We start from the raw sequence: 24356 nt of genomic DNA on the forward strand, positions 1-24356 counted from the left end.
GAAAGTTGGCAACATTCATTTTCTAAAATCTAATTGTAAGCTAATTATTAGGAGGTTATTTATATGAAAGTAGTTAAAGGACTAATTGGAGTAACACTTGCTGTTTCTGTTTTGACAGGATGCGGAGTTTTCGACACAGCTCAAGGTGAAGGTAAGACCATTGTAATTAGTGATGATGTCGCATTACAAAGTACGATGGAAGATGCAGAAGTATCGTTATCAAAGCCTGAAAAAGTAAGTCTTAATGAAAAGATTACGTACCAACAATTATTGGGAGTGGCTAATGAAGAGCTTTATTTTGTAAAAAACAACTCTTTATACCAATCTGATCTAGCTGGAATCAATCCTGTGAAGATAGAAGATATCGAGGTGAAAGAGTTATCAAAGAATCATAAAAAAGCATTGAGTGTGGAGAATGGCAAAATTAAGTTGTACAACCTTGATACGAATGAAGTTGTAGACCTGGGAAATTATAAAGAGAATGATGGTGATGTTGGCTTTGCTGATCAAGAAGGTAACTACATCTGTTACTATAGTTTTAGCACCAACAACTATATTTTGATAGATACGGAAACAAAGAAAGAAAAGAGTCTTGATTTTAAAAAGCTGTTCAACAAGAAAGACTTTTCGTTTGAACGCCCTACTATTTATAAAGATTCTATTTATTTGTCTACTCATACTGGCAAAGATGGAACCGCCCTTTATAAAGTTTCGTTTGATCAGAAAAAAGAAATGATATTGGGCTTTCCGCATAAAGGTGATCAAATAGCCAGGTACGATTTTTTAAATGATGACACCATTATTTTTAACGGTACTTATAATGAAGAATCAGGAATCTATGTTTACAACATTAAGGACCAAGAAATCAATAAAATCGTTTCAGGTGGAACGGATTCTGAAGGAACATGGACCCCTTTCTATAGCCTATCGCCTGATGGGAAAAAACTTTTATTTGATACAGTCGTACGTGAAGACGATAAGTTTTTCAATAATGTTTATTTAGCCATGCTTGAAGATGGAAAGCTCACTAGAAATATTCGCATTTTAGAAAAAGCAGAACTCCCTGCCGTGATCGCTCTATTAGGAAGTTGGAGTGAAGACTCATCAACCTTTTTTATTCCGAGGACCAATAAGTTATTGGGTGGATATGATGAAGAAAAAATTGATTATATTTCAGTATATGAGCTGGATACTATGAATCCATAGCAATAAAAATTGCCCTACACAATCGTGTAGGGCTCATTTTTTACTTAAGCTGTTTCGTATAGATTGTTGCTATTCGTATATGGGCTCCAAGACAGATTCCATGCTATTTCGTGGTATCTTTTCTCGCAAAATAAAGAAAACAGCAACAGAATCTACGAAAAGAGCCTTCACTTATTATATAATTTCTTATAAGCAATCACTTTTAAAGCCAATATTTCCTCTTCAGTTAATTTGTTCTGAATATCTGCTAGTATTTCCTCTGTCGTTGCTGACCCATTTTGCACTTTCATCCGGATATTATTTAATTCGGTTATACCGACTTTTTTAATCAAAATTTTCGTTGCTTCCTCTTTTGTGGAAAATGGCAGACTGCTTGTGTCAGCAGTTTTAGCTTCTGCAATAAAAGCACTTAGCTCTGGATCACTTTCGATTGTTTGTTTGATTTTCTCTAATTCTCCACTGCTTTCTAACTCCGTTGTAACCGTATCAACTAGTTTTTCAGAAGCAAAGCTGGTGCCAAAATGGTAAAGACCGTAACCAATTACACCTAAAGCAACTATAAAAATCACGAAAAATTTAATAACTTTCATTTTGTTCTCCTTCTCGTTATCCAGTTCTGTATGTTATTGTAACATTTTTTGTAAATAAGAGCATAGAAAATGAAAGGTATCTACCCCGTTAGGATAAATACCTTTAGACTTATCCCCTATTTAAAAGCCTCTAGAAACTGGATAACAGCCGGTCCTAGTAATACGATAAAGATACTTGGGAAGATAAAAAGGACAAGTGGAAAAAGCATTTTAATCGGAGCTTTCATGGCCTGCTCTTCAGCACGTTGCTTTCTGCGGTCGCGAACTTCATTTGATTGGATACGCAGTACTTGTACCATTCCGATTCCAAGTTTTTCGGCCTGAAGTATACTACTTATTAGTGTTCTCATCTCATCAAAAGAAAGACGATCACGAATACCTGATAGTGCTTCCCTTCTTGTTTTTCCAAGTCTGATTTCTTCTAGGCACCGATGAAACTCACTTGCCAGTACGCCATTCTTCTTTGACACAACTTTACTAATAGCTGAGTCAAATCCTAGGCCTGCTTCTAAACTTACAGTAAGTAAGTCTAGTACATCTGGCAGTTCTCTAAGAGCGAGTTGATTTCTTGTTTTAATCTTTTGCTTGATGTACATCTTAGGCAGCATCATTGCGACCAACATACCAAAAATAATAAATAGAATGGCAACAGCAGCATTACTACTTAGAGCCATCCCATACCCTCCAAACAAAAAGGGGATGATGATGAATAATGCCACCTGAATCAAACGATACTCGATTGGTGTCATTCCAAAGGGATTTCCGGCCTGCAATAGGTTAAGTTCTAATTCAACGGCTTTGTCCCCTGGCATTCTCCGTTTGAAACTTTTCTTAAACTCTTTCCAAATAGGGACAATGATTCTTTCACGGAATTTTCGATTCTTATTTTCATTCGAACCTAGAACCTCTTCCGCTGCGTGGTCATTTTTTAATTTGGACAACCTATTATTTATCTTTTTTGATTTCTCTACTTTTAGTGTGTAAAGACCATAAATCGTACATGTAATCATGCAAAAAAAGGTAATATAGATCATAACTACACCTCAATGGTTGTTAGTTTCCGAATAAGCAGGAAACCAATGATTCCTGATATGAAACCAACCGTCACTAATGCAATCCCTACTGGATGAGAAAATAATGTACTGATGTAAGAAGGCTCTATTAAATAGATAAATAGTGCAAGTGCTGGTGGCAATAGTCCAATTACAATCCCTGATAATCTTCCCTGTGCGGTTAGCGTTACGACTTGCCGTTGAATTTTTGTCCGGTCTCTAATCGTTTCTACAATTTTCTCTAGAACGGTAGCTAAATTCCCTCCAACCTGCCTTTGGATGAGAATCGCTTGAATCATTAAATCTAGATCTTCACTTGGCATTCTTTCCTTTAGATTATATAACGAATCTTCTACGCTACTACCATATTGCATTTCACGTAAGACAATTTCCATTTCCTCTTTTATCGGCGAATGTGCTTCCTCAACCACTGTCTTGAGCGCTTGTGGAAAGCTAAAACCAGCACGGAGAGAACCTACAACTGTAGATAGCATATCAGGTAAATTTTCATTAAATTTAGTCATACGTTCTTTCTGCTTTATCTTCACGAACATTCTTGGTAATAAGTAACCTATTATTCCACCAATCATTAATAAGAAGAAATTGTCTGAGGCCAAATATAAAAGCCCGGCAGTTAACGCAATGGAAATCCATTGAAATAGAACATACTCCTCTGGCCTCAACTCTAATCCTGCCCGATTCAACATCATTTCCAGTTTCGAGTTTTTATCCTTCGTTAACACTTGTTTGCGAATTTTTTGCTTGGTTAACTGCATTTGGAGAAGCAGATTGAACTTATTTCGGTCTAAGCTTGTTTTCTCATTCAAAGCTAAATATCGCTTCATTCTTTTTTCTAAGCTTTTATCTCTAAATAAAATCATTTGAAGGATAGAAGTAAAAAACAGAAATGTCGAAAATAACACCAGAATCATTAAGAACCATTTCATGCTCTCCAATCCTCCCCTTCTATAAAGACAGAGGCTGGAATATGGATGCCTGAGCTTTCGAGTCTCTCGTAGAACTTAGGGCGCACACCAGTCGGAACAAGTCTACCTCGTATTCTCCCAGTTGTATCTACTCCTTCTTGCTTGTACACAAAAATATCCTGTAAGACTACAACATCTCCCTCAAGACCTTGCACTTCAGTAATATTGACAATTTTTCTAGAGCCATCCTTTAATCTAGATTGTTGAATAATGACATCGACGGCTCCTGCAATTTGTTCACGGATTGCTTTAATTGGTAAATCAACACCGGCAAGTAAAACCATTGTTTCTAGTCGTGCAATCATATCACGTGGACTATTGGAGTGCCCTGTTGCCAAGGAACCATCATGACCCGTGTTCATGGCTTGGAGCATATCTAGCGCTTCCCCACCACGAACCTCGCCGATGACAATACGATCTGGTCTCATCCTTAGAGAGTTTCTCACCAAGTCACGTATCGTTATGGCACCCTTCCCTTCAATGTTTGGTGGACGTGATTCCAGTGAAATAACATGCTCCTGCCCGAGTTGTAACTCAGCAGCGTCTTCAATCGTGATAATCCGTTCATCATAAGGAATAAAATTGGATAGAACGTTTAAGGTTGTTGTTTTACCAGATCCTGTTCCTCCACTAACAAAAATGTTAAGTTTCGCTTTTACACATGCATCTAAGAAAATCGACATTTCTTCTGTTAGTGTGCCAAAATTGATCATATCTTCAACGGTAAACGGGTCCTTAGAAAACTTTCTAATGGTGATCGTTGGCCCTTTTAACGCGAGCGGAGGAATGATGGCATTCACACGTGAACCATCAGGTAAGCGTGCATCTACCATCGGGCTACTTTCGTCAATTCGCCGACCGATAGGAGCTACAATCTTTTCAATTATATTCATGACATGTTCGTCATCCCTGAACCTTATATTCGTTAGTTCTATCTTTCCTTTACGCTCACAGTAAACTTTGTTCGCCCCATTTACCATTACCTCTGTTACATTTTCATCTAGCAGTAATGGGTTGATTGGCCCAAAGCCTGTTAGATCATTAATGAGTTCATCAACCACACGTTTACGATCAATCTTTCCTCGAAACGCCTCATCCTCTTTGATAATTTCAATCGCCATTCCATCTAGTTTTGGTATAATCTCATCTACATTGTCATCTTTTAACTCTGCTAGAATCTCTTTGTGTAGCCTATTTTTCAGCTCTTGATGCATATCAATAGAAGATGTAGTGGTCCTATTTTTCTGTGTTTCTTGTTTTCGTACTTCCCTATATGTAGAGACTAAGTCCTTTTTAGGAAGGTAGTTAGGTTGTTGAATGGATACATTCGTTTCGATTGTTGGATTCTCTTCACGCGCCTGTTCTTTTTCCTTAATCCGGTTTAATAGACTCATTCTACTGTCTCCTCTCTTAAGCGCTTTCGATTAAAAAGCTTTGAGATAATAGAAGGCTTCGCTGATCGAATCATCGAAATCTCACGACGAGTGGTTAGTTGTTCTGCCATTTTAAAAACAGATTTTGCTAGCTCTGATTTTCCTTGATTGATGACAAAAGGGATGCCGATGTTTAAGGCTTGAGATGCGATTTGAAAATCGTTAGGTATATAAATAGGTTCTGCTTCCCCTAAAATATCTGGAACATCCCCTGCTTTTATAACACTTTCCATCGTTGCACGATTAATAACAATCCTTACTTTATCCCTAAACCCTAATATATCTAACGTTTCAAGTAGAAGTTTCGTATTTTTAAGTGCAGCCATTTCAAGATTAGTGACCACTAAGATTTGATCTGCTTTTTCTACGATATTAAGCGTTCTTTCTTGTAAACCCACCCCAGTGTCCACGACCACATAATCTTGCTGCATTAACAATAAATCTAGTATTTTACTAAGCTTTTCATCTGTAACTAACTCTGCAAATTCCGGTCTTTCTGGAGCTTGTAAGACCTTCACACCACTTTCGTGATTGCATAGAAAGCTTGCAAGGCTAAATTCATCCAGACGATCAATTTCTTCAACGACATCTTTGATGGTAAAAGTAGATTGTAAGTCCATAGCAAGACCAATATCACCGAATTGAAAATCACCATCTAGAATACTGATAGATATGTTCTTTTTAAATAGGGCTACGGCTAAATTTACTGTAAGCGTTGTTCGCCCTATACCTCCTTTGGCACTACAGACGGCAATCATTTCCCCTCGCCTCTTGCTAGTCTGTTGAAAATTGTGATTGCTGGTCATGAATGTTCACCCCTAACTAATCTAAATTCCTTTAACTACTCATTGTATCTACTTTTTCGGAGACTCTATTTTCGTATGTAAAGTAAAGTGGATATGACCGCGTTCAGATGCATTTACTAATACAAGAGAATCCTCTGGACTTAGCTCTAACGTTAAAGAGCTATACTCGGCATATTCTTCAGCTTCGTCGGTTGTAGCGATCATTTTTCTCCCAATGGCTAACACTCTAACCTTTGACAAAATTTGTTTAGACACCACAGTATCTTTATCATTCACTTTCACTACTTCACTAAAAATAACGTCAACTACGTCCTCTGGTTCGATTAAATTGGATATGGATTGAACGAAATTAACCCCGACTGATACTCCTCTAAATCCTTCTTTAACCTTTCTAGAAACAAACAATGCTTCTTCCTTCTCTGACTTAATTCGGTGAGTTAATAATGCCTCTCCAGCCTCGATATCAGACGTAGCATATTTACCTTCAACTGTAGAAAGATCTGTTAGTGTTTGAGGATGGACGCCGTCCTTTGGCAATTGAGCTAACTCTACCATCGAGGATGTAATTCTCTGATTCTCTTTAATGGCTTCCTTTGCCACGAGTACCTCAACCGTGTTTTCGTTTATAACAGCTGTTGTATCAAATTTTTTCATGTAATTGAAAAACAAAAAGGTGGTAAAAACTCCCATTAAGAGTGCAATAAACATGATTAATTTCGATTTCATTAAAGTCACCTACTCTGTTAATCTGATTGCAAAAGCACCTTTACTTAAACCATTACTCCCTTCAAATCCAGTACCTGCCCTTTCTATAAACATGCCAGTTATAGAAGTATCCTTAGAGTCCATCGGGTCAGTAATGTAAAAGTAGGCAAAACCAGTAATCTTTATGCTTTTCATCTGGTTTGTGTCATGTTCATACGGTGTATAAGTCGGAATTAGGATGATTCTAGAACAATTTCGATCATAAATACTAGTTTCCGTATGGAGACATCCATCTACGCGTTCTTTTACTGCAGCTCTTGTTTTTCCAGCTATATTACCAGTTTGGGTTTCAATAATATCCCCTACAGAAATTTCTTGGTTATACCCTTTCCTTAAGTTTTCTTCATAGGTATTAGCCCCTGGACCCCCAAGAGCCAGAACGCCAAAATTTCCATACTCAACCCCGGTTGAATCAACTTTTAATTGATATTTCTTATAGAATTCAAGAGCAATCGAATCATCTATACCGAGTGGTGCTGCACCTATTGCTCTAGCCATTACACGCAGTTCAGCAGCCGCATTGCTATGTACATCTAAACTATTAAAGCCGAATAACTTCGAAAATGAAAGAGGTACTGTCTTCTTTAACTCTATTTCTACACGCTTCCCCATCGTGATGGAAAGTTCCTGTATACTTGTTTCTTCCTGATGAGATTTTAGCACCTCAGTTACTACCTCTCTAACCGAATCTTCTCGGTTAGTTAACTCTTGTGCGCCAGATAAAACAGCTGCATTGGCTGTTTTTTGCAAATGGCTTTTTGTCATATACATGGTCCCGCCATCAATTACAAGACCTACCATCACTAATAAGCCCATAAATGACAAAGACACTAGTAAGATAACGTTCCCTTCTTCTCTTCGAATCAATTGCCTTAAGAGTTTCTTCATGTGTAAAACTCCTCTCATTCCACTCTTATCGTAGATTCGGTAGACAATATAAAAGGAGTAGGAAAAAAAGTTGAAACAAACGGAGTGATGATATCAACTGGGTAATCCAATGTCACTGTCATATATTCACCAGACTGACGATTTGTGTCGTTTGGAGAGATGGTTATCTGTAGTAAGTTAGGGTTTCCTAAGTGAATATAATTTCTAGCAAACTCAGAGATTTCAGCATCATTTTTCCCTAAACCACCTAACCGAACCGTTTCTTGTGTTGCTAAATGAAGATGCGTATAAGAGTATAAAATTCTCCCAAAGTCAAAAATACCAGTCAACAATAGTAACAATAATGGTAGTAAAAGTGCCATTTCTACTAGGGACTGACCTTTTTCGTCTTTTATCATAAAATCAACCACCCTTTTGCTAGTAAACTCATGAATGCTCCACCAGCAATTGCTACACCATAAGGATAAGTTGTTTGTAGTGCATCTTTATCTAGAGCAAGTGGTATCTTAATCCCATGTTTGTAACTGGAAACAGTATATACAATCGATTTAAGACGTCTTAGAGCACCTTTTCTAAACATGATAACGAATAGTGCAATAAGGGCTCCTATTATTGCCATGTAAATGCCAGTGGTCATTACAAACATAGCTCCTTTTAAAGCCCCGACTAGAGCTAAAAGCTTCACGTCTCCAGCACCCATTCCACCCATTAAATAGGGAATTAACAATAGGGCTAAACCCACCCCAAAGCCTGTTAAAGAAAATAAGATCCCTGAACCAAATGGGGCAAAGGCGTGTAAGATTATTGCTACTATTAGAGCTGGAAAAATGACCTTATTATATATTTTTCTAGATTTGATGTCCGTTATCAGACAAATGAGTAATACGAGGATTAACAAGCTATCAAAAATCATAAGGATCCCTCACTTTATAAGAGAATCTCACTGTGAATGCATTCTACCTTTTAAAAAAGGCCTTACGTTAATTAACGCAAGACCTTCTTCTATTTTTTATGAATCGTCACGTGTTGAGACGCTAGTCAATACTTCATCAAACATTGCCTGAATTTGTTCTTTTAATAAAACTAGTGTAGCTACCACACCAACTGCAATAACTCCTAATACTAATCCGTACTCAGTCATCCCTTGACCTTGCTCTTCTACTACTAGTCCTTTTAATTTGTTCATCATGTTAAATTCGCTCCCTTTTCATCATTTTTTTTGAATTGCACTTTATGTCCTACTTTGGTGTTTGTTTTCTCAATCGTTCCTGCTGGAAGTTCTACTACAGAACTTGCACGGTGGATTACTTTTCCGATCTTTCGCGGTGAAAAATGTTCGAAGCATGCGATCACTTCATTTTCTTCAGATAAAAACAACACATCAATTGGGTAATTCATAAAGAAAGTATGAATGGAACGGCAGGGTTTAATATGTAGACCATTCCCTGGTGCTAGCGATTTTGTAAACATTAGCCCGACTAGCCTCTTGTGGAAGCTGTATGCTTGTCCTACGCGATTCGCGATTTGCTGATCGTTCACCAGGTTCATTAGTCTCATTACTTTTTCACCTCTTTTCTCCAACAAAAATAACCCCTGCCTTTACCGAAAGGGGGTTTAGTGAAAAGTAGACAGACTACTCCCTAAATCTTTCGGTAACTGGCTGGCCTAGTGCTAGATTGCACCTTAGCCCCTGTAGCTTTGCGTCACTGACTTTCATCAGTTTTGCCTTTATCGAGATTCAGCTTTTTTTATTTATCCGACTGATCTCTTAACTAAATGATAAATTTACCAACACAAATCGACAATCCGGCTTTTGACTTATTTATTTTTAGAAAATTCAGCAAATATATACTTCTATAGTCCTATTAAGACAGAGTGACCCCTGTAATATTTCCTGGTTTTTTAAAAAAACTAGTGCTAATAGATGTATATATTCTGCGAAATATGACGTTTTTATTAACCTTTTAAATGGGTATAACCAAAGCTCTATTTGTTAAAAAATTGACTTTATTTCCTCTGGGACAAACATACTATCTCTCAAATATTGGAAGAATGAACATATTAAAAAGACCAACTCTCATCGAGTTGATCTCTAAATATATTATGCCAAACTCCTCTCCACCATCATTGACTTTAAATGTCTCTTTGCTCGATATAAATTGGTTTTTACCGTACCTTGTTTAAGCTTAAGTTTTTCCGCGATTTCTTTTTCCTTTAGTCCGGCCTTTATTTTGAGCAGGAAGACATTTTTCTGGTCCGTAGATAAGTTGTTAATTACATGCTGTATTTCTTCCTCAAAAAGCGCTAATTCGACCTCTTTTTCAACATCCTGGCTTGAACTAAAATGTAGCTGATTTGATTCTACTATAGAATTTTCTAAGAAAACTTCACTCTTACGCTTTTCTTTTCTTACATAATCGATGGCCGTTCTAGTAGCGATTGATGATAGCCAAGCTCCAACTTTGCTGTGATCCTCCAGAGTATCTAATTTTTGATACGCTTTAATAAACGTATCTTGAACCACGTCCTGAGCATGATGGTGATCTCTTGTTATACTATAAGCAACATGAAACAGACGTTGACTATACAATGAACAAATTTCTTCTATATCCATAGTCATACGATTTTCAGCCAAACCTGCTCCCTCCCTTCTAAACCTTTTCTTTATATTTTATTGAAAAAATTGTTTTACAAAATCAGGTGCAAACTCATCTTCAAATGAGCGTATAACTGGGTAGTTTTCGTTTTTAAAATAGAATGCGACTAAATACCTCTTTTTTCTTTCATTTTCTACCATGTAGTAGTCAATGGATTGATCCATAGCAATTTGCAATTCATTTCTATCCTTAAGCTCTAACACATCCGAGCTTTTCATCATTTTGTTAAAAATCTCTTCATTGGAGTAAGCGTACTCAGGCTTATCCATTTCTAGTTTACTTACCTCTACTACTAAGGCATGTGAAATGTCCTCTTCAACGACCATTGCCTTTTCAGCCAATCCCTTTTCTTTCAGCCAAGCTTCTAACTTTTTATAGGAAGGCTTAAACAGGATGTCCATTCCATGTTGGTCATCAATTTTCATAGAAATATGAGATTGGAAGCCTTTATTGTTGTACATCTCATCATAAGATGCTGCGTAGATTTCATCCTTTAAGATCGATATTACTTCATTAATATCTTCTGGTTCTGAAATAACCGCATGTCGACCAGTTGGACCTGCAGGGTTAAAGCTGATAAATTCAACATCTTCTTTCAGGCGAAAAATCTCATTGTTTGCTTCTTTATACTCAATGGACTCGTGAATAGGCTTGATAAATTCTTTGTATAATTCTTTGTTAATATAATATTCACGAACGAGATTTTTGCCGTTCTCAAGCTCATAAGCAAAAAATGCTCTTCCATTTCTCGACTCATTTTCTACATCATTTTTATTAGAAATGATTGCTTTATGAAATTCTTGGACAAATTTGATGTTTTGATCTTCTTCTAGTGATAATTTATCGATTTGGTAGTCCGAACTGTAGTAATAATAGGCATGTTCACTTAAGTGAACGCTTTTTATTTCTGATCGTTCAGGTACTTTATCTTCGTATTTCGTAACATCAAGGTGTAAAGCAACAAGAATGATAGCTAACGCACCCACATAAATGAAGTAACTTTTAAAACTACCAAAAACTCTCCATGTTTTTTGCAGGACCATTTCAGCAACGATATATCCAATAAATGACCCAATAATGTACCCTGCTATTAACCAAGCGAAAGACTGATTTTGTGTTTCACCAAGATATAATGCCACTAAAAATGCGGAGCAAAAAGTTGTTCCAAATTTAAAAATAGGTTGTAAAATTGGAAAAACAAGCGCCTGGGATACAGCTTCAAGCTTTCTCTTTTTATATAGAAATACAGATAATCCATAAAGGACGATAGAAACCATAAGATACAGCCAAATGACCAATGGCTCTACTTTTTGATGATTTAATTGCTCAGTAATAACTAATGGTGAGAAGTACTCCATCTTGCTATTTAAAAAGTAGTCTTGTGGGAATCCATACAAAAAGTACTGTAAGTTAGCAGTGATTAACACAAGCAATCCTAATGGTAGCAATAAGAAAATATAGGTTAGTGCGCCATGTACAATGGATAAACCAGTAACCATCCCAATAAATACAGCACCCATATAAACAATGATGTTAATGAGGATCATAATCCCAGCCCAGTAGTAGATATCCCCTACTGAAAAATACGGTTGTAAATCCCATGTTATATGTTGAAAATGAACAATGATGGCCGTTGCAATAACTGGGATGATCAGAAACAATAAACCAATTAATGTATATTGATGGAAAATATGTGTTCTTTTGATGGGTAAACTATGGTATAAATCTGAGCTTTGTTTTACTTGTAAATAGCGGAAAAGAAACACTGCTAACAAGACAGGGATAGAGATCATTAAGATGATTTGAAGCCCCACATTATACTGAAATAAATTATCTTTAACCCAAAATTCTTTATGTTCATTTGTAACAGTCATTAAAATATCCAGTGGAATCGCAAATACTAATGTTAAAAAATAGATGATGGAGATCCAACCAATATTTCTACTAATCTGTTTAAAAAACTCGCTCTTAATCAAGGATATTTTTGATTGCATAGCCAACATCCTCCATTTCATAAATAAAAATTTCTTCTAACGTTAGTGGGAGGATATCAAATATGACAGGTTCGTATTCTTTCACTCTAGTTCTGATATCGGCTTCGTTCCCTCTGACAATGCATAGTAACACGCTTCCTCTCTTCTCACTGTGAAGCAGTTTTAAGCCTTTAAATATGTCTGCTGGTGAGCCATCTTTAAACGCTAATTGAATTTTGTGAACATCTGACTTCAAATCGTCCAACTCTTTTTCAATTAACATATTCCCTTTATGTAGGATCCCTACATAATCACAAATATCTTCAACTTCTCTTAAGTTGTGAGATGAAATTAGAACCGTCATTTCTCTCTCTGCGACATCTTCAATAATGAGACTTTTTATATTTTTTCTAACAACTGGATCGAGCCCATCCATCGGTTCATCTAAGATCAGTAATTCTGGCATGGTCGATAATCCTAATATAAAGGCGCATTGTCTTTGTAATCCTTTTGAGAAGCGATGAAGCTTTCGTTTAGGATCAATTTGAAATGCCTTAATTAAATTTTGAAATCTCTCCTCATTCCAATTACTATAAATATTTTTATAAAACTGCCCCATATGTGTAATCGTATATTGAGACAAAAAGTAAGGATGGTCAGGAATAAAGAAAAGTTGATCTTTTATCATTGTGTTCTCATATACGGATTGATCATTAATGGTGACAGATCCTTGATCCTCTATGTAGATTCCAGATAGAAGCTTAAGCAAAGTGGTCTTTCCAGCACCGTTTGAACCAAGTAAGCCGTAAATAGATCCTTTATTGATTGTTAAATTTACATTTTCTAATGCGTCTGCATCCTCAAAAGACTTACTCACGTTTTCAAACTTGATCATTTGCACTCCCTCCTCCTACCCCAGATTCTATATCCTTTATGATTTCGATAATCTCAGCACTAGTAATACCAAGGTAAATAGCCTCTGATAAAAGCTTTGCTAATTCACTTTTAATTTTCATGATTTTCTCATTGTTTTGTTTAGGACTTGAAGGACTAACAAAACTTCCCTTTCCTTTAATTGAGTAAATAAATCCTTGAATTTCTAGTTCTCTGTATGCTTTTTGGATCGTATTTGGATTAATCGTCAATTGTTGTGCCATTGTTCTAACAGAAGGTAGCTGCTCATCAGACTTAAAAATCTCCGTGATGATAAGTTCCTTTAGCTTATCAACCAACTGTTCGTAAATAGGTTTCCTGCTCCTTACATCCAACTCGAACATAGTCACCCTCCCATCTGTATTTAGTGTACTATGATTCGTAATACAGTTAGTACAGTTGAATTATATTACAGGCTTTACCAAATGGGAAGAGTTTTTTCTAAAATTCTTTTTTATTTCCAGTTTTAAATTTGTTTTCACTTTCATTAAAAATAGATGTCTTAAATAACTCTAAAATCTACAAACCCTTATTAAAACGGTTACAAATTCTTTCACATAAATTGGAATTTAGACAAAAGCTCATCACTATGCCTTTTGTAGTTTAAGGGTAAATTTACCTACCAAATATGCTTTACTTCTACCTAGCTGAGGAGTAGTATTCATTAATGTGTTTCCAGCCAAATCCCATTTTTAAAATTATAGTCCCTACTAATAGGCGGCTCGTAAATAGAATAGTTCGTTTTTGAAAGGAGTTTTTTAATGTTTGGTATTGTTTCTTTTTTTATTGTGCTTATCTTTCTATTAGGAGTTATTGAAAAAAATCGCCATATAAAAAATATCAACTCTATACCTTTAAGAATTAATATCAATGGAGTTAGAGGAAAATCTACTGTCACTCGCTTAATAACTGGGGTTATTTCTGAGGCAGGCTATAAAACTGTAGGAAAAACAACAGGTACTCAAGCTCGTATGTTGTATTGGTTTGAAGACAACGAAGAACCCATTGAACGCCGTCCAGAAGGTCCAAATATTCGTGAGCAAAAAGAAGTTGTCAAGAAAGCTGCCTCTTTAAATGCCGAAGCACTTGTGAGTGAATGCATGGCTGTTAATCCCGATTACCAAATAACCTTCCAAGAGGAAATGCTTCAAGCAAATATCGGTGTTATTGTTAATGTTCTTGAAGACCATATGGATGTTTTAGGACCTACATTAGACCAAGTTGCTGATGCTTTTACAGCGACAATACCTTTTAATGGTCATCTAATTATTAACGAAAGTCCCTACGTACCCTTCTTTAAGAAAATTGCTGAAGAAAGAAATACTGAAGTGATTGTGTGTGATACTTCACGAGTTTCTGAAGAATTTTTACTGAAGTTTGAATATATGGTTTTCCCTGAAAATGCGGCATTAGCTTTAGCGGTTGCAGATGCAATTGGAATCGATGAAGAAACAGCATTTCGCGGGATGTTAAAAGCTTGGCCTGATCCAGGATCAATGACCATATTACCGATTGGAAATTCATCAAAGCCAAGTTATCTTGTTAATGGTTTTGCAGCAAATGATGCTTCTTCTACCATTAATATTTGGAATCGTGTTAAAACCCTCGGTTATCCAACTGAAAAACCTGTTATCATCATGAACTGTCGAGCTGACCGTGTCGACCGAACAGAACAGTTTGCGAAAGATGTATTACCATATATTGATTGTGAAGTTCTTGTTCTAATAGGTGAAACAACTTCCCCTATTGTGGATAATTTCAATGCAGGAAATATCCCAGCAAAAAAACTATTAAATCTTGAATATAAGTCCACTCCAGATTTATTAAAAGCACTTAAGCCGTATGTACTCTCAAATCATACGATTTATGGTGTTGGGAATATTCATGGTGCTGCAGAACCTTTAATAGAACGCTTAGAGGAATTTAAAATTCATAATACAGAACTAAGAAAGGTGGAATAAAAATGATCGATGCAAATATAACGGTTGCATTAATTATCGGAGTAATCTTGAGCTTATTATTTGCTGAAAAAACTGGAATTGTACCCGCTGGCCTAGTTGTCCCTGGTTACCTAGCACTTACAATGAGTGAACCTGCCTATGTGATTTCGATATTCTTGATAAGTTTTATTACATTCCTCGTTGTAACTAAAGGAATTTCTAAGTTTACGATTATCTATGGAAGACGTAAGTTTACAGCGATGTTATTAACGGGAATAGCCTTAAAATTATTATTTGATTTCACGGTTCCTATCGATTCTATAGCTGGGACCGGCTTACATGAAATTGGAATTATTGTACCAGGTCTAATTGCAAATACCATTCAAAGACAAGGTGTATTACCAACTACCGCAAGCACTTTATTATTAAGTATTGCTACTTTCTCAATTTTTCATGTATCTAATATTTTTTAAAAGGAATGATATAAATGAATACAGTTGTTCAGAAATCTCGTGTTTTATCAAAACAAGGTCGACGCATTTGGGGTAAAATCTCTTTTAAAAACTCATATAGTTTTAAACAATTTCTATTAATGTTTGTAAAAGAACAAAAAAAGAACTCGACCCAACAAGCTGTAGTTGGAATTATTATTTCAACACTTCTGCTTTTAGTATTATTATAATTACACTACACTAGGATGATGATTAGTGCCTAGAAAACGTCTATCCATGCTATTATTTATCAGCATATTTCTTATAGCAATAGTTCTATTTAATTATGGCAAAGATGACAGACTTTTACCGAAGCTTGATGAAAGAATTAATAATCTAGATTTACTAAAAAGAAAACCAGAGCTAGGTAAATATTCTGTTGTAGCAGATAACCCGACGGCAGTTGAAATCGGAATGGCAGTTCTAAATAATGGCGGAAACGCTGTGGATGCTGCTGTTGCGGTTTCGTTTGCATTATCTGTGCTAGAACCCTATGCTTCTGGTATTGGCGGGGGAGGATTAATGCTCGTTCATCCTACTAATCAAAGGGAACCTATCCTTTATGATTATAGGGAAACAGCCCCCCTACATAGAACAAGTAAAAACATCGGTGTACCTGGTTTCGTTAAAGGAATAGAGATGGCACATAATGATTTTGGGGTAGTCCCATTTGAAGACCTTATTGAACCTTCAATTCATTTGGCTGAAAAAGGAATTGAAGTCTCTTCAATATTACATACCACCCTTAAAAATGCTGCCTATAGAATGCCCGTACAACAGTTAGAACATTTCTATCCCAATAGTAAGCCCATTAAGACCGGAGAGTTATTAGTGCAATCAGAGTTAGCTACGACACTAAAGCAAATTAAAGAGCAACACTCTAGTGTTTTTTACACGGGAAATTTATCAGAAGATATTGTGAACTCATCTAAAATAACAAGAAAAGACTTAAGAGGTTACAAAGTTAGAGTTTCTGCTCCTGTTAAAGGGGATTTTTCTGGATATACCGTATATGCTCCTCCGCCACCTGCTGGAGGTGTCATGTTGATTCAAACTCTTCAAATGGCGGAAATTTTAAATATTAGTCAAACAAGAGGTAATTTACCAGACTATGCTACCCTACTAGGTGAAATTATTAAAAGAAGCTACAAAAACCGTCTTAATAGTATTGGTGATCCTGAGTTTAACTCAATTCCCATAAAAAAGTTAACTAGTAAAGATTTTTCAAGCAAACTAGCACATGAGGTAGAGTATACAAATAAAAACAGCACGACTCCCTTAGATTCAAAAGCTGACATGGAAGAACAAGGGAATACAACCCATTTTGTTATTGTAGACTCTGAAGGAATGATGGTGTCTACTACCAATACTTTAAGCAATTTTTTTGGTTCTGGTCATTATGTTAATGGCTTTTTTTTAAACAACCAATTAGACAATTTTAGTTTAAGAAAGGATTCCCCAAATTCATATGAAGCTGGAAAGAGGCCACATAGTTATATATCACCATTAATACTAGCAAAAGACGATAAACCAATAATTGGTATAGGAAGTTCAGGTGGTAGAAGAATTCCATCTACAATTGCAAACATATTGATTAGAATTTGTATTTTTAATGAAGACCCCCAAGATGCAGTGTCTTCGGCGCGTTTTTTTTCTGAGTTTAACAAGAATATGATTTCTCTTGAAAATAAACAAGATACAAATGTAGAAAATGAACTACAGGAACAGGGGTATATTTTAGATTACTCTCACTCCCCCTCTTACTTTGGAGCCAGCCATGTTCTTATTATTAATTATGACAAAAAAGAAATTATAGGTGCTGCCGATTCTAGAAGAGGCGGTAAATGGGCAATACGTTAAGGATCTCTTATTTAATAAATAGGAGATTTTTTTAATGTTCATGAAATTGGTAGTTTTAAGCCTTGTTTCATGATTCTTCCTGTTGGTATAATTTAATGGAAACATGTTTTCCATATTACAGCAGGGAGGGTAAATACCGGTGAAACTACCAATTTGTCTTTTAACATCATTTACTTTCATTTCTAGCCAAATCATACCATTTAATGAACATGTTGTTTCAGCTGCAGAACAAAAACCAGTAGCATTTCATGTGGCAAAACAAAGCTATCACCTCCACAAATCAAAAAGAAAGATGGGGATGTGGAAGGTTGTTAGAAAAGTAAAGTTAAATCGTACTGATCTTGAATCTACTAGTTCATCTAATTTAACTTCAGAGGTCAACAATTCTCTTTCAGGAGAGGAAAAATTATCTACCATGTTCGAGGATAAGAGTAATTTTCTTAAAAAAATACTTTCTTATGAACAGCAGTTTTCAATGAATTCCTATGGAGGAGATACTTATTTAACGCGTCCAGTAGAATATAAAAAAGGTAGTATTCCTATTCTTATATCAGCCCCACATGCAACTGAACATATTCGAGACGGAAAAGTGAAAAGTGCGGATATTTATACAGGTTCTCTAGCTCTTCTTTTAGGCGAACTGACTAATACTCATGTTGTATATTCATCTAGAATTGCAGATGATCCAAACTATATAAAAGGCGGTATTTATAAAGATACCTTGAATAAAATTGTGTCGGAAAACAATATACAATATATTATTGATTTACACGGAGCCGCTTCCGAACGTACTTTCGATATAGATTTAGGCACAATTAACGGTAAATCTATGGATAGCGAAACAGTTGATAAATTTACAGCTGCTTTTAAGGCGAATAACATTACAGACATAACCGTTAATGGAACGTTCGCTGCTGAAACGGAAGGCACCATAACAAATTACAGCTATAATGTATTACATAAAAATTCAGTTCAAATAGAAATTAATAAAGAATATAGGAATCCAAGAAATGATATAGATTCATACTATTCTGTTCTCAATTCCTTAGTTAATATCGTAAACGAGCTTCAATAGGTTTTATTACTATTAAACTCCTACTAAATTACTTTCATTTAGGTGTTATCCTTATTAGATAACACCTTTTCTAATGTTTTAAGTATGTTCTATAATAGCTTCATAGTTAAACTATTTATAAAATAAGGAGAGATAATATGAAAATTATTGATGCCCCTTTTGTAGAGCAAATGCCTGAGCTTCCAAGAGGTTGTGAAGTAACGAGCTTGTCCTTGTTATTGCAACATGCTGGGATTAACGTAGATAAAATGACCTTAGCTCGAGAAATTGTAAAGGTCTCTTTTAAAGAGGATGAATTACATGGTCACTTGAATGATGGGTTTGTTGGTGATATGTACTCGTTTGAAACAGATGGCCTTGGTGTTTATCATAAACCAATTAAGGATCTAGCGGAAAAGTACATACCTGGTCGCGTGTTCGATTTTACTGGAAGTGATGTTCAGGAAATTTATCGAAAAATAGATCAGGGTCTTCCAGTCTGGGTTGTAACAAACGATACGTTTAAAGAATTGAGCGATGAACACTTTAGACTTTGGAATACTAGACTTGGTGAACTTAGAATTACTTATAGAATGCACAGTGTATTAGTAGTAGGTTATAGCGACGACCATGTATACATTAATGATCCGTTATATCAAGAACCAAACCGTGAAGTTGATCGTGAAGATTTTGAAAAAGCGTGGGAGCAAATGGGAAGACAGGCGATTACTTATCTTAAATAAGATGATGAGCTATTTTACTAAAAGAAACTAGTGTTTTATATATGAATTGGTATCAGGTAAATTACCATTCGTACTCGGTTTTAAACCCACTCCTTCTACTAAAAAAGGAGTGGGTTTTTAAAGCTTGCCGATATTCACTAAAAGTTGCCGATTTATTTTTAAACTAGCCGATATTCACTAATAGTTGCCGATATATTACTTCCCATTACTTTGTACCATACCAAAAGTTTACATTCTCAGGGTTAAAATGAGTCCTTTGAATAAAACCTTGTGTTTTTTCTTCAAATGTAAAAGTTTGAAGAGTAAATTCAGCAGTACCTGTTTTTAATAATATGAGCATTGGGGTTTCGCCTGATTCGATTAACCAAAATGAAAGCTTACCTATTTGCACCCAACCTTCAAATAAAGGGTAGGTTTTATCCCCGTCTTTAACAACTAATAACCAATCTTGTCCATCGTCCCATAGGTATTTACCTTCTCCATCTTGTTCTGCATTTACGTACATTTCAATGTTTTCTGGCTCTCCGTCACCGTCTATGTCAAATTCCACCTGATCATATAGACTTATTGGATAAGATTCAATTTCCTTGGCTTTTATTGACACTTCTGGATCGTCATTATCAGTCTCTAATCCCTCGGTGTCACTTGTTTTTACTTCTTTTTCCTGTATTTCTTGTTTGCCAGCCTGCTGACACGATGCTAACAGTGCTAACATCAAGGCAAATAAAAATAACGCCCGAATAGATTTCACACAGAAACCCTCCTTCTATTTAAAATTTTGATTAACTATTCCCTCTTGCCCTTTCTGCAAGATGAAATTTTCGTTATTTATAGTAACCTTACCATTTCGTCATTTTTAATTCGTTTCTTGAGTAAAAATAGGTAAAAATAGCACAAAAAAACAGGCCCTTTTAAAAAGGGCCTGTTTTGTATGGTTTCAATCAATAATTAAGCTTTGTTTACGTTAGCTGCTTGAGGTCCACGAGCACCTTGCTCAACGTCAAAAGTTACTGCTTGACCTTCTTCTAAAGTTTTGAAACCTTCGCCTTGGATAGCTGAGAAATGTACGAATACGTCTTCTCCACCTTCACGCTCGATAAAACCAAAACCTTTTTCTGCATTAAACCATTTTACTTTACCGTTTTCCATTTTTGTTGCCTCCTAGTGTGTAGCACACACGTTTGTATTACTATTCTTGCTCAAATATCGAGGTGAAAAGGATGACCAATTTCTTACCTTGCATATACCGAACAAAAATAATTCTTTTTAAACTTAACAGAAATAGAAAGAAAAGGCAAGTAAACCTAATTAAGTTGCCAAAAAATTTTATGTAATTTTGTACATTTTATAAAAACTTCAAAATGAGACCTAGTTTTATTAAAAAACTTGAGAGGTTGGAATACCTCTCAAGCTCTCCTTTATTATGCTTCGCAGCTAAAGACTTCTACATCAGCTGCAAGACATGGGATGTCAATTGGTAGGTTGACATCGTCAGGTAAATCAATACAAACTTCATCTTCTGTTCCATTTAACGTAACAGTTGCCGTTACTTCAGACGTATCCCCATTAACTGTCAATGTTCCTTCCACTTCAACGGTTAATACTCCGTTTTCACATACTGGTAAGCCAACAGATGTCGATTCGAAGCTTGCTGCTATGTCGAATCCTAAAGCAGAAGCTGAGAAGTTAGCATTAAAAAAGCTGCCACCTGGTGTGCAGTCAGGACAAATTGATGCATCAATGGAGTAAGTTACTGTTACTGGTAGTGGAATTGGACCTGGAAGAGTAATCGTAATCGTTCCATCTGTGATAGCTGCTGTGGCACGACAATCACATACTAAACCCATTTCATATCACTCCTTTCCGATGATTTACTCTATTATATGAATGGAGACAAGATCTTCTTGGACTGATGAAATAGGAGATTCGAACATTTTTAATTGATATTAAGGACAATTTAATTAAATGAGTGAGAACATAATGTATATGAACTAACGGCTGGATCAGAAAACAACATTTCCGTTTAATGACAAACTTTTTACATTTTTACAATAAAAATACAAGTTATGACATATAACACGCAACAAATGTCAAGTATTGCGCTTTCCCAAGAAATAAGAAATACCTTTTGAATAATGAGCTAACAAAAAGAATGGACGAAAAGTTAGATGCTTCTTTACTTAAAAACCACTTGTTAAACAATGAAATACGCTCCTACGTCATAAAAAAAATTTAACTAAATTCCCAAAAATGCTTGGACTATATGAGAACAGAAGAAAAAAACGTTTTAAACCATTATGGTTGCATGAGATTTGATTAAAAAAAGAGAGTTAAAACTGTAGAAGATATAAAAGAAGAAACACAGGAAAAATCGAGGATATCATACGCTATCAAAAAGATATCAATTTGTTATCATATAGCTAGTGTATTGAACCGGTTTTATACCTCGCCTCATGAAAAGAAACCGATGGCCTTTATACCACGGTTTCTTTAAGGTCATTTACTTTTAAACAATACACATGCTCATCATGGAAGGCTTTAAAAATCTCCCCTGTTGCTTCAAAGCCTAATGACTTATAAATATGAATGGCTTGCGCATTTTCCGGGATGACAGTTAAATATATATCTTCGCAATTGAACTCCTTAACCATCGCATTTAGTACAAGGCTTAATGCTTTCTTCCCGTAACCTTTCCCTTGAAACTGATAGCCTAGCATGATACTAACCATTTCGTATCGCTGCTCTTCATGGTCGTAACCATAGGTTGCAAAACCAATTAAGGTTTCTCCATCATAGATGGCTTTGCAAGTCCATCCTTTAACAGACGATAATGCTATGAAAAAAGCATTTGAACCTACCCATCTTTCGAAGATTTGAAACTTTTTAACTTGATCTTCATCGGATTTCAAATTGATAACATCAAAGAAGTTTTGTTCGTTAACTTGTTTAAGTTGAAGTTTAACCATTACCTAATCTCCTATTCTGTAATCTCCAACCTAGGATACCAAATTTTTCATATTTTATCTATTTTTTAAGAATCATATTATATATGTTTGATCCAAGTTGATTGAAGATGATTAAGTAGTTCGTTTGCAAATAAGCTTGGGGTATCTAACTTGGAGTAATGGCTATATTTAGGAAGAATTTTTAGAATTGAATTTGGGATTGAAATGGGAGAACTTGATCCCACAAGTGCGAATTGGCTTCGTGAATAAAGACTACTACTTCATTGGTGAGAGCGTCATAAAACGGTAAAACATATTATACATACCAGCATGTATTCTCTCTTCCATCAGACCCATCCCCTTTTTCGTTCCATTCAAGCATATGTATGCAAACAACCCTTCTCTTTTACAAGTCCCTAATAACTTTGGTACGGGACAAAGGTGTGGGTACATATGCTATCGTAAAAACGCCTAATTAGGAGGAAAAGTTTTGAAAGCTATTGATTTAGGGCTTATGGCCAACCACCTAAAAACGCACGATGCGGTTATCACGAAGCTGAAGCGATATTACTGTAGTACAAATCATCCTAATTTGAAGGAAATTTTAGCTCTGCAAATCGCTGTAATGGAGTCTCATGTAAAAGTAATGTTGTTACTAATTTCCCCCAGTCATCATGGTTACGTGACTGTACCAACGATCGAACAAATTAAACCATTTCAAGCTACTTGTCAACCAAACTCCTCTCTCTCAGACCAGGATATAGCTCTTGAAGCCCATTCAACAGCAAAATCTCAAGCAGGCGATAATTTTTCATCAGCACTTTTCATGCAAAATAAAAATGTAAAGGAAGCTCATTTTCATATGGCCTATCAGCAGGCGAGAATATTAGAATGGTATGGACAGTTCATAAAGAAAATGGGCTGGAAAGTCGACCCATCGGTAAGTGATGCAGAGAGAATTAAAACCATACAACAATACCAGGCTCTATCCAATCGGACTACGTGGTAAAGAAAAATAAAAGCTGCAAACTTCATAAATCAACATGAAGTTTGCAGCTTTTTCACTTAGTTTTTTACCTCTCATAGAGATGTTTAGTTATTTTTTTCTCATTAAACTGGTCCAAAGAAAGTCCTCTCCGAAAAGTCCATTCACTTCAGTTGATTTTCTCATTCTTCGAAAATGCGTAATTGCAAAATGCTGTGTAAAGATTTCTTTGAATCTATCCTCTGTATACCCAATTCCACCTTTTAGACTCCGTTCCTCATATACCTCCCAGTCGGAGATGCCGTTTGAGCCATCCGGGTTAAAACAAACAATTCCAAAATAGCCATTGTCTTTTAAAGCTCTTTTAACGATTTCTAAATAGGTTATGCGCCTGTGCGGTGGTAAATGATGAAATAACCCACTGTCGTAAACAAAGTCATAGGAATTAGGTTCAAAGTCAAACTCAAATAAGGACTTACAGTAAAGGTTGAGGGAAACACCCGCTTCATTTGCACGCTCTCTCGCCCAATTTACAGCGTTCCCAGAGATATCAATAGCATCTACAGCACACCCCTTTTGTGCCATATAGATTGCGTTTCTACCCGGACCACAACCTAATTCAAGAACACGTTCTGGCTTTAAATCATTCTCAAAGTATTCGACTAGATTCTCATCGGGTTGATGATTTTGAAAAAATGGAACCTTTTTGTTCCGGTCCTCATAAAAATCTTCCCAAAAAAGTTTGGGTTCCCTTAACAAATGATCTAACATATGTAATAAGTCTTCCACATTTAGTATCGCTTTTTCCAAGTAAGAAAGCTCCCTTCTAAACACTCTATCTTTATTGTACTAAAAGTTTCCAATCTTCTTGTTACAGCTATTTTAAAAACATATGAAAAACGGCTTCTGTACCATTATTAATCCGTCTAATTTATGCTACTACAGAGCCTAGATTACATGATATTTGACTGTAAAACCTTAGTAGGTACCAAAACACTAGATTTATAGAACATAGCAGTTTCACTTCTTTATGACTCTTATATGTGCCA

General features: G+C 35.8%; 28 protein-coding genes and 1 riboswitch. Of the genes, 8 read left to right on the forward strand and 20 right to left on the reverse strand.

Going from position 1 to position 24356, the window contains the following annotated elements:
- Positions 1–63 precede the first annotated feature (63 nt).
- Entirely contained in the window at positions 64–1206 is a 1143-nt protein-coding gene (locus ACFYKX_RS03105; protein ID WP_389357949.1) for a hypothetical protein, read from the forward strand.
- A gap of 167 nt (positions 1207–1373) precedes the next feature.
- Here the strand turns inward: ACFYKX_RS03105 and ACFYKX_RS03110 are convergent, their stop codons facing one another.
- From ACFYKX_RS03110 to ACFYKX_RS03180, 15 genes are all read right to left on the reverse strand, one after another.
- Positions 1374–1796: a hypothetical protein gene (locus ACFYKX_RS03110; RefSeq protein WP_389357951.1), complete on the reverse strand. Its 423-nt coding sequence runs from the start codon at positions 1794–1796 to the stop codon at positions 1374–1376.
- 116 nt (positions 1797–1912) lie between these two features.
- Positions 1913–2830, reverse strand: a complete 918-nt coding sequence (locus tag ACFYKX_RS03115) for a type II secretion system F family protein (protein WP_389357953.1) — start codon at positions 2828–2830, stop codon at positions 1913–1915.
- A 2-nt stretch (positions 2831–2832) separates the two neighbouring features.
- Positions 2833–3795, reverse strand: coding sequence for a type II secretion system F family protein (locus ACFYKX_RS03120; RefSeq protein WP_389357955.1), 963 nt, complete (start codon positions 3793–3795; stop codon positions 2833–2835).
- The gene (locus ACFYKX_RS03125) at positions 3792–5048 is read right to left on the reverse strand and encodes a CpaF family protein (RefSeq protein WP_389359024.1); all 1257 of its coding nucleotides are present in this window, start codon (positions 5046–5048) and stop codon (positions 3792–3794) included. The genes ACFYKX_RS03120 and ACFYKX_RS03125 overlap by 4 nt, the downstream gene beginning before the upstream one ends.
- 176 nt (positions 5049–5224) lie before the next feature.
- Positions 5225–6073 carry an AAA family ATPase gene (locus ACFYKX_RS03130; protein WP_389357957.1) on the reverse strand — a complete coding sequence of 283 codons (849 nt, stop codon included), beginning with the start codon at positions 6071–6073 and terminating at the stop codon, positions 5225–5227.
- Between the two features lie 48 nt (positions 6074–6121).
- Entirely contained in the window at positions 6122–6799 is a 678-nt protein-coding gene (gene cpaB, locus ACFYKX_RS03135) for a Flp pilus assembly protein CpaB (protein WP_389357959.1), read from the reverse strand.
- Between the two features lie 9 nt (positions 6800–6808).
- Positions 6809–7726, reverse strand: a complete 918-nt coding sequence (locus tag ACFYKX_RS03140) for a pilus assembly protein TadG-related protein (protein WP_389357961.1) — start codon at positions 7724–7726, stop codon at positions 6809–6811.
- A 14-nt stretch (positions 7727–7740) separates the two neighbouring features.
- On the reverse strand, positions 7741–8124 hold the full coding sequence (locus ACFYKX_RS03145) for a TadE/TadG family type IV pilus assembly protein (protein ID WP_389357963.1): 384 nt from the start codon (positions 8122–8124) through the stop codon (positions 7741–7743).
- Positions 8121–8639, reverse strand: coding sequence for an A24 family peptidase (locus ACFYKX_RS03150; protein WP_389357965.1), 519 nt, complete (start codon positions 8637–8639; stop codon positions 8121–8123). The genes ACFYKX_RS03145 and ACFYKX_RS03150 overlap by 4 nt, the downstream gene beginning before the upstream one ends.
- Positions 8640–8735: 96 nt before the next feature.
- Positions 8736–8915, reverse strand: a complete 180-nt coding sequence (locus ACFYKX_RS03155) for a Flp family type IVb pilin (RefSeq protein ID WP_389357967.1) — start codon at positions 8913–8915, stop codon at positions 8736–8738.
- Entirely contained in the window at positions 8912–9307 is a 396-nt protein-coding gene (locus tag ACFYKX_RS03160; RefSeq protein WP_389357969.1) for a DUF192 domain-containing protein, read from the reverse strand. The genes ACFYKX_RS03155 and ACFYKX_RS03160 overlap by 4 nt, the downstream gene beginning before the upstream one ends.
- Before the next feature lie 67 nt (positions 9308–9374).
- A riboswitch (cyclic di-GMP riboswitch) is annotated at positions 9375–9463 on the reverse strand.
- Between the two features lie 364 nt (positions 9464–9827).
- Positions 9828–10361 (reverse strand): RNA polymerase sigma factor, encoded by a 534-nt coding sequence (locus ACFYKX_RS03165; RefSeq protein ID WP_389357971.1) that lies wholly within the window; start codon positions 10359–10361, stop codon positions 9828–9830.
- A gap of 36 nt (positions 10362–10397) precedes the next feature.
- Positions 10398–12377 carry a DUF6449 domain-containing protein gene (locus ACFYKX_RS03170; RefSeq protein ID WP_389357973.1) on the reverse strand — a complete coding sequence of 660 codons (1980 nt, stop codon included), beginning with the start codon at positions 12375–12377 and terminating at the stop codon, positions 10398–10400.
- Positions 12352–13251: an ABC transporter ATP-binding protein gene (locus tag ACFYKX_RS03175; RefSeq protein ID WP_389357975.1), complete on the reverse strand. Its 900-nt coding sequence runs from the start codon at positions 13249–13251 to the stop codon at positions 12352–12354. The genes ACFYKX_RS03170 and ACFYKX_RS03175 overlap by 26 nt, the downstream gene beginning before the upstream one ends.
- A complete protein-coding gene (locus ACFYKX_RS03180; RefSeq protein ID WP_389357977.1) occupies positions 13238–13633 on the reverse strand; it encodes a GntR family transcriptional regulator in 396 nt (131 codons plus the stop codon). The genes ACFYKX_RS03175 and ACFYKX_RS03180 overlap by 14 nt, the downstream gene beginning before the upstream one ends.
- Positions 13634–14050: 417 nt before the next feature.
- On the opposite strand from ACFYKX_RS03180, the gene pgsB reads away from it, so the two are divergent.
- From pgsB to ACFYKX_RS03210, 6 genes are all read left to right on the forward strand, one after another.
- On the forward strand, positions 14051–15250 hold the full coding sequence (pgsB, locus tag ACFYKX_RS03185) for a poly-gamma-glutamate synthase PgsB (RefSeq protein ID WP_389357979.1): 1200 nt from the start codon (positions 14051–14053) through the stop codon (positions 15248–15250).
- Between the two features lie 2 nt (positions 15251–15252).
- Positions 15253–15702: a poly-gamma-glutamate biosynthesis protein PgsC gene (gene pgsC, locus ACFYKX_RS03190; protein WP_389357981.1), complete on the forward strand. Its 450-nt coding sequence runs from the start codon at positions 15253–15255 to the stop codon at positions 15700–15702.
- Between the two features lie 14 nt (positions 15703–15716).
- Positions 15717–15911 (forward strand): hypothetical protein, encoded by a 195-nt coding sequence (locus ACFYKX_RS03195; protein WP_389357983.1) that lies wholly within the window; start codon positions 15717–15719, stop codon positions 15909–15911.
- A 25-nt stretch (positions 15912–15936) separates the two neighbouring features.
- The gene (gene ggt, locus ACFYKX_RS03200) at positions 15937–17580 is read left to right on the forward strand and encodes a gamma-glutamyltransferase (protein WP_389357985.1); all 1644 of its coding nucleotides are present in this window, start codon (positions 15937–15939) and stop codon (positions 17578–17580) included.
- A gap of 139 nt (positions 17581–17719) precedes the next feature.
- Entirely contained in the window at positions 17720–18655 is a 936-nt protein-coding gene (locus tag ACFYKX_RS03205; protein WP_389357987.1) for a hypothetical protein, read from the forward strand.
- A gap of 137 nt (positions 18656–18792) precedes the next feature.
- Entirely contained in the window at positions 18793–19377 is a 585-nt protein-coding gene (locus ACFYKX_RS03210; RefSeq protein WP_389357989.1) for a C39 family peptidase, read from the forward strand.
- 205 nt (positions 19378–19582) lie between these two features.
- Here the strand turns inward: ACFYKX_RS03210 and ACFYKX_RS03215 are convergent, their stop codons facing one another.
- The 4 genes from ACFYKX_RS03215 to ACFYKX_RS03230 form a co-directional block, all read right to left on the reverse strand.
- Positions 19583–20128, reverse strand: a complete 546-nt coding sequence (locus tag ACFYKX_RS03215; protein ID WP_389357991.1) for a hypothetical protein — start codon at positions 20126–20128, stop codon at positions 19583–19585.
- Positions 20129–20325: 197 nt separating this feature from the next.
- A complete protein-coding gene (locus tag ACFYKX_RS03220; protein ID WP_019153363.1) occupies positions 20326–20526 on the reverse strand; it encodes a cold-shock protein in 201 nt (66 codons plus the stop codon).
- 272 nt (positions 20527–20798) lie between these two features.
- Entirely contained in the window at positions 20799–21224 is a 426-nt protein-coding gene (locus ACFYKX_RS03225) for a YceI family protein (RefSeq protein ID WP_389357993.1), read from the reverse strand.
- A gap of 627 nt (positions 21225–21851) precedes the next feature.
- Positions 21852–22343, reverse strand: coding sequence for a GNAT family N-acetyltransferase (locus ACFYKX_RS03230; RefSeq protein ID WP_389357995.1), 492 nt, complete (start codon positions 22341–22343; stop codon positions 21852–21854).
- Between the two features lie 469 nt (positions 22344–22812).
- Between ACFYKX_RS03230 and ACFYKX_RS03235 the strand changes: the two genes are divergently transcribed.
- Positions 22813–23331 carry a hypothetical protein gene (locus ACFYKX_RS03235; protein WP_389357997.1) on the forward strand — a complete coding sequence of 173 codons (519 nt, stop codon included), beginning with the start codon at positions 22813–22815 and terminating at the stop codon, positions 23329–23331.
- A gap of 87 nt (positions 23332–23418) precedes the next feature.
- Here the strand turns inward: ACFYKX_RS03235 and ACFYKX_RS03240 are convergent, their stop codons facing one another.
- Positions 23419–24117 (reverse strand): class I SAM-dependent methyltransferase, encoded by a 699-nt coding sequence (locus ACFYKX_RS03240; RefSeq protein ID WP_389357999.1) that lies wholly within the window; start codon positions 24115–24117, stop codon positions 23419–23421.
- Positions 24118–24356: the final 239 nt, after the last annotated feature.

The sequence above is a fragment of the Cytobacillus spartinae genome (assembly GCF_042865285.1).
GTDB classification, from domain to species: Bacteria; Bacillota; Bacilli; order Bacillales; family Cytobacillaceae; genus Robertmurraya_A; species Robertmurraya_A spartinae.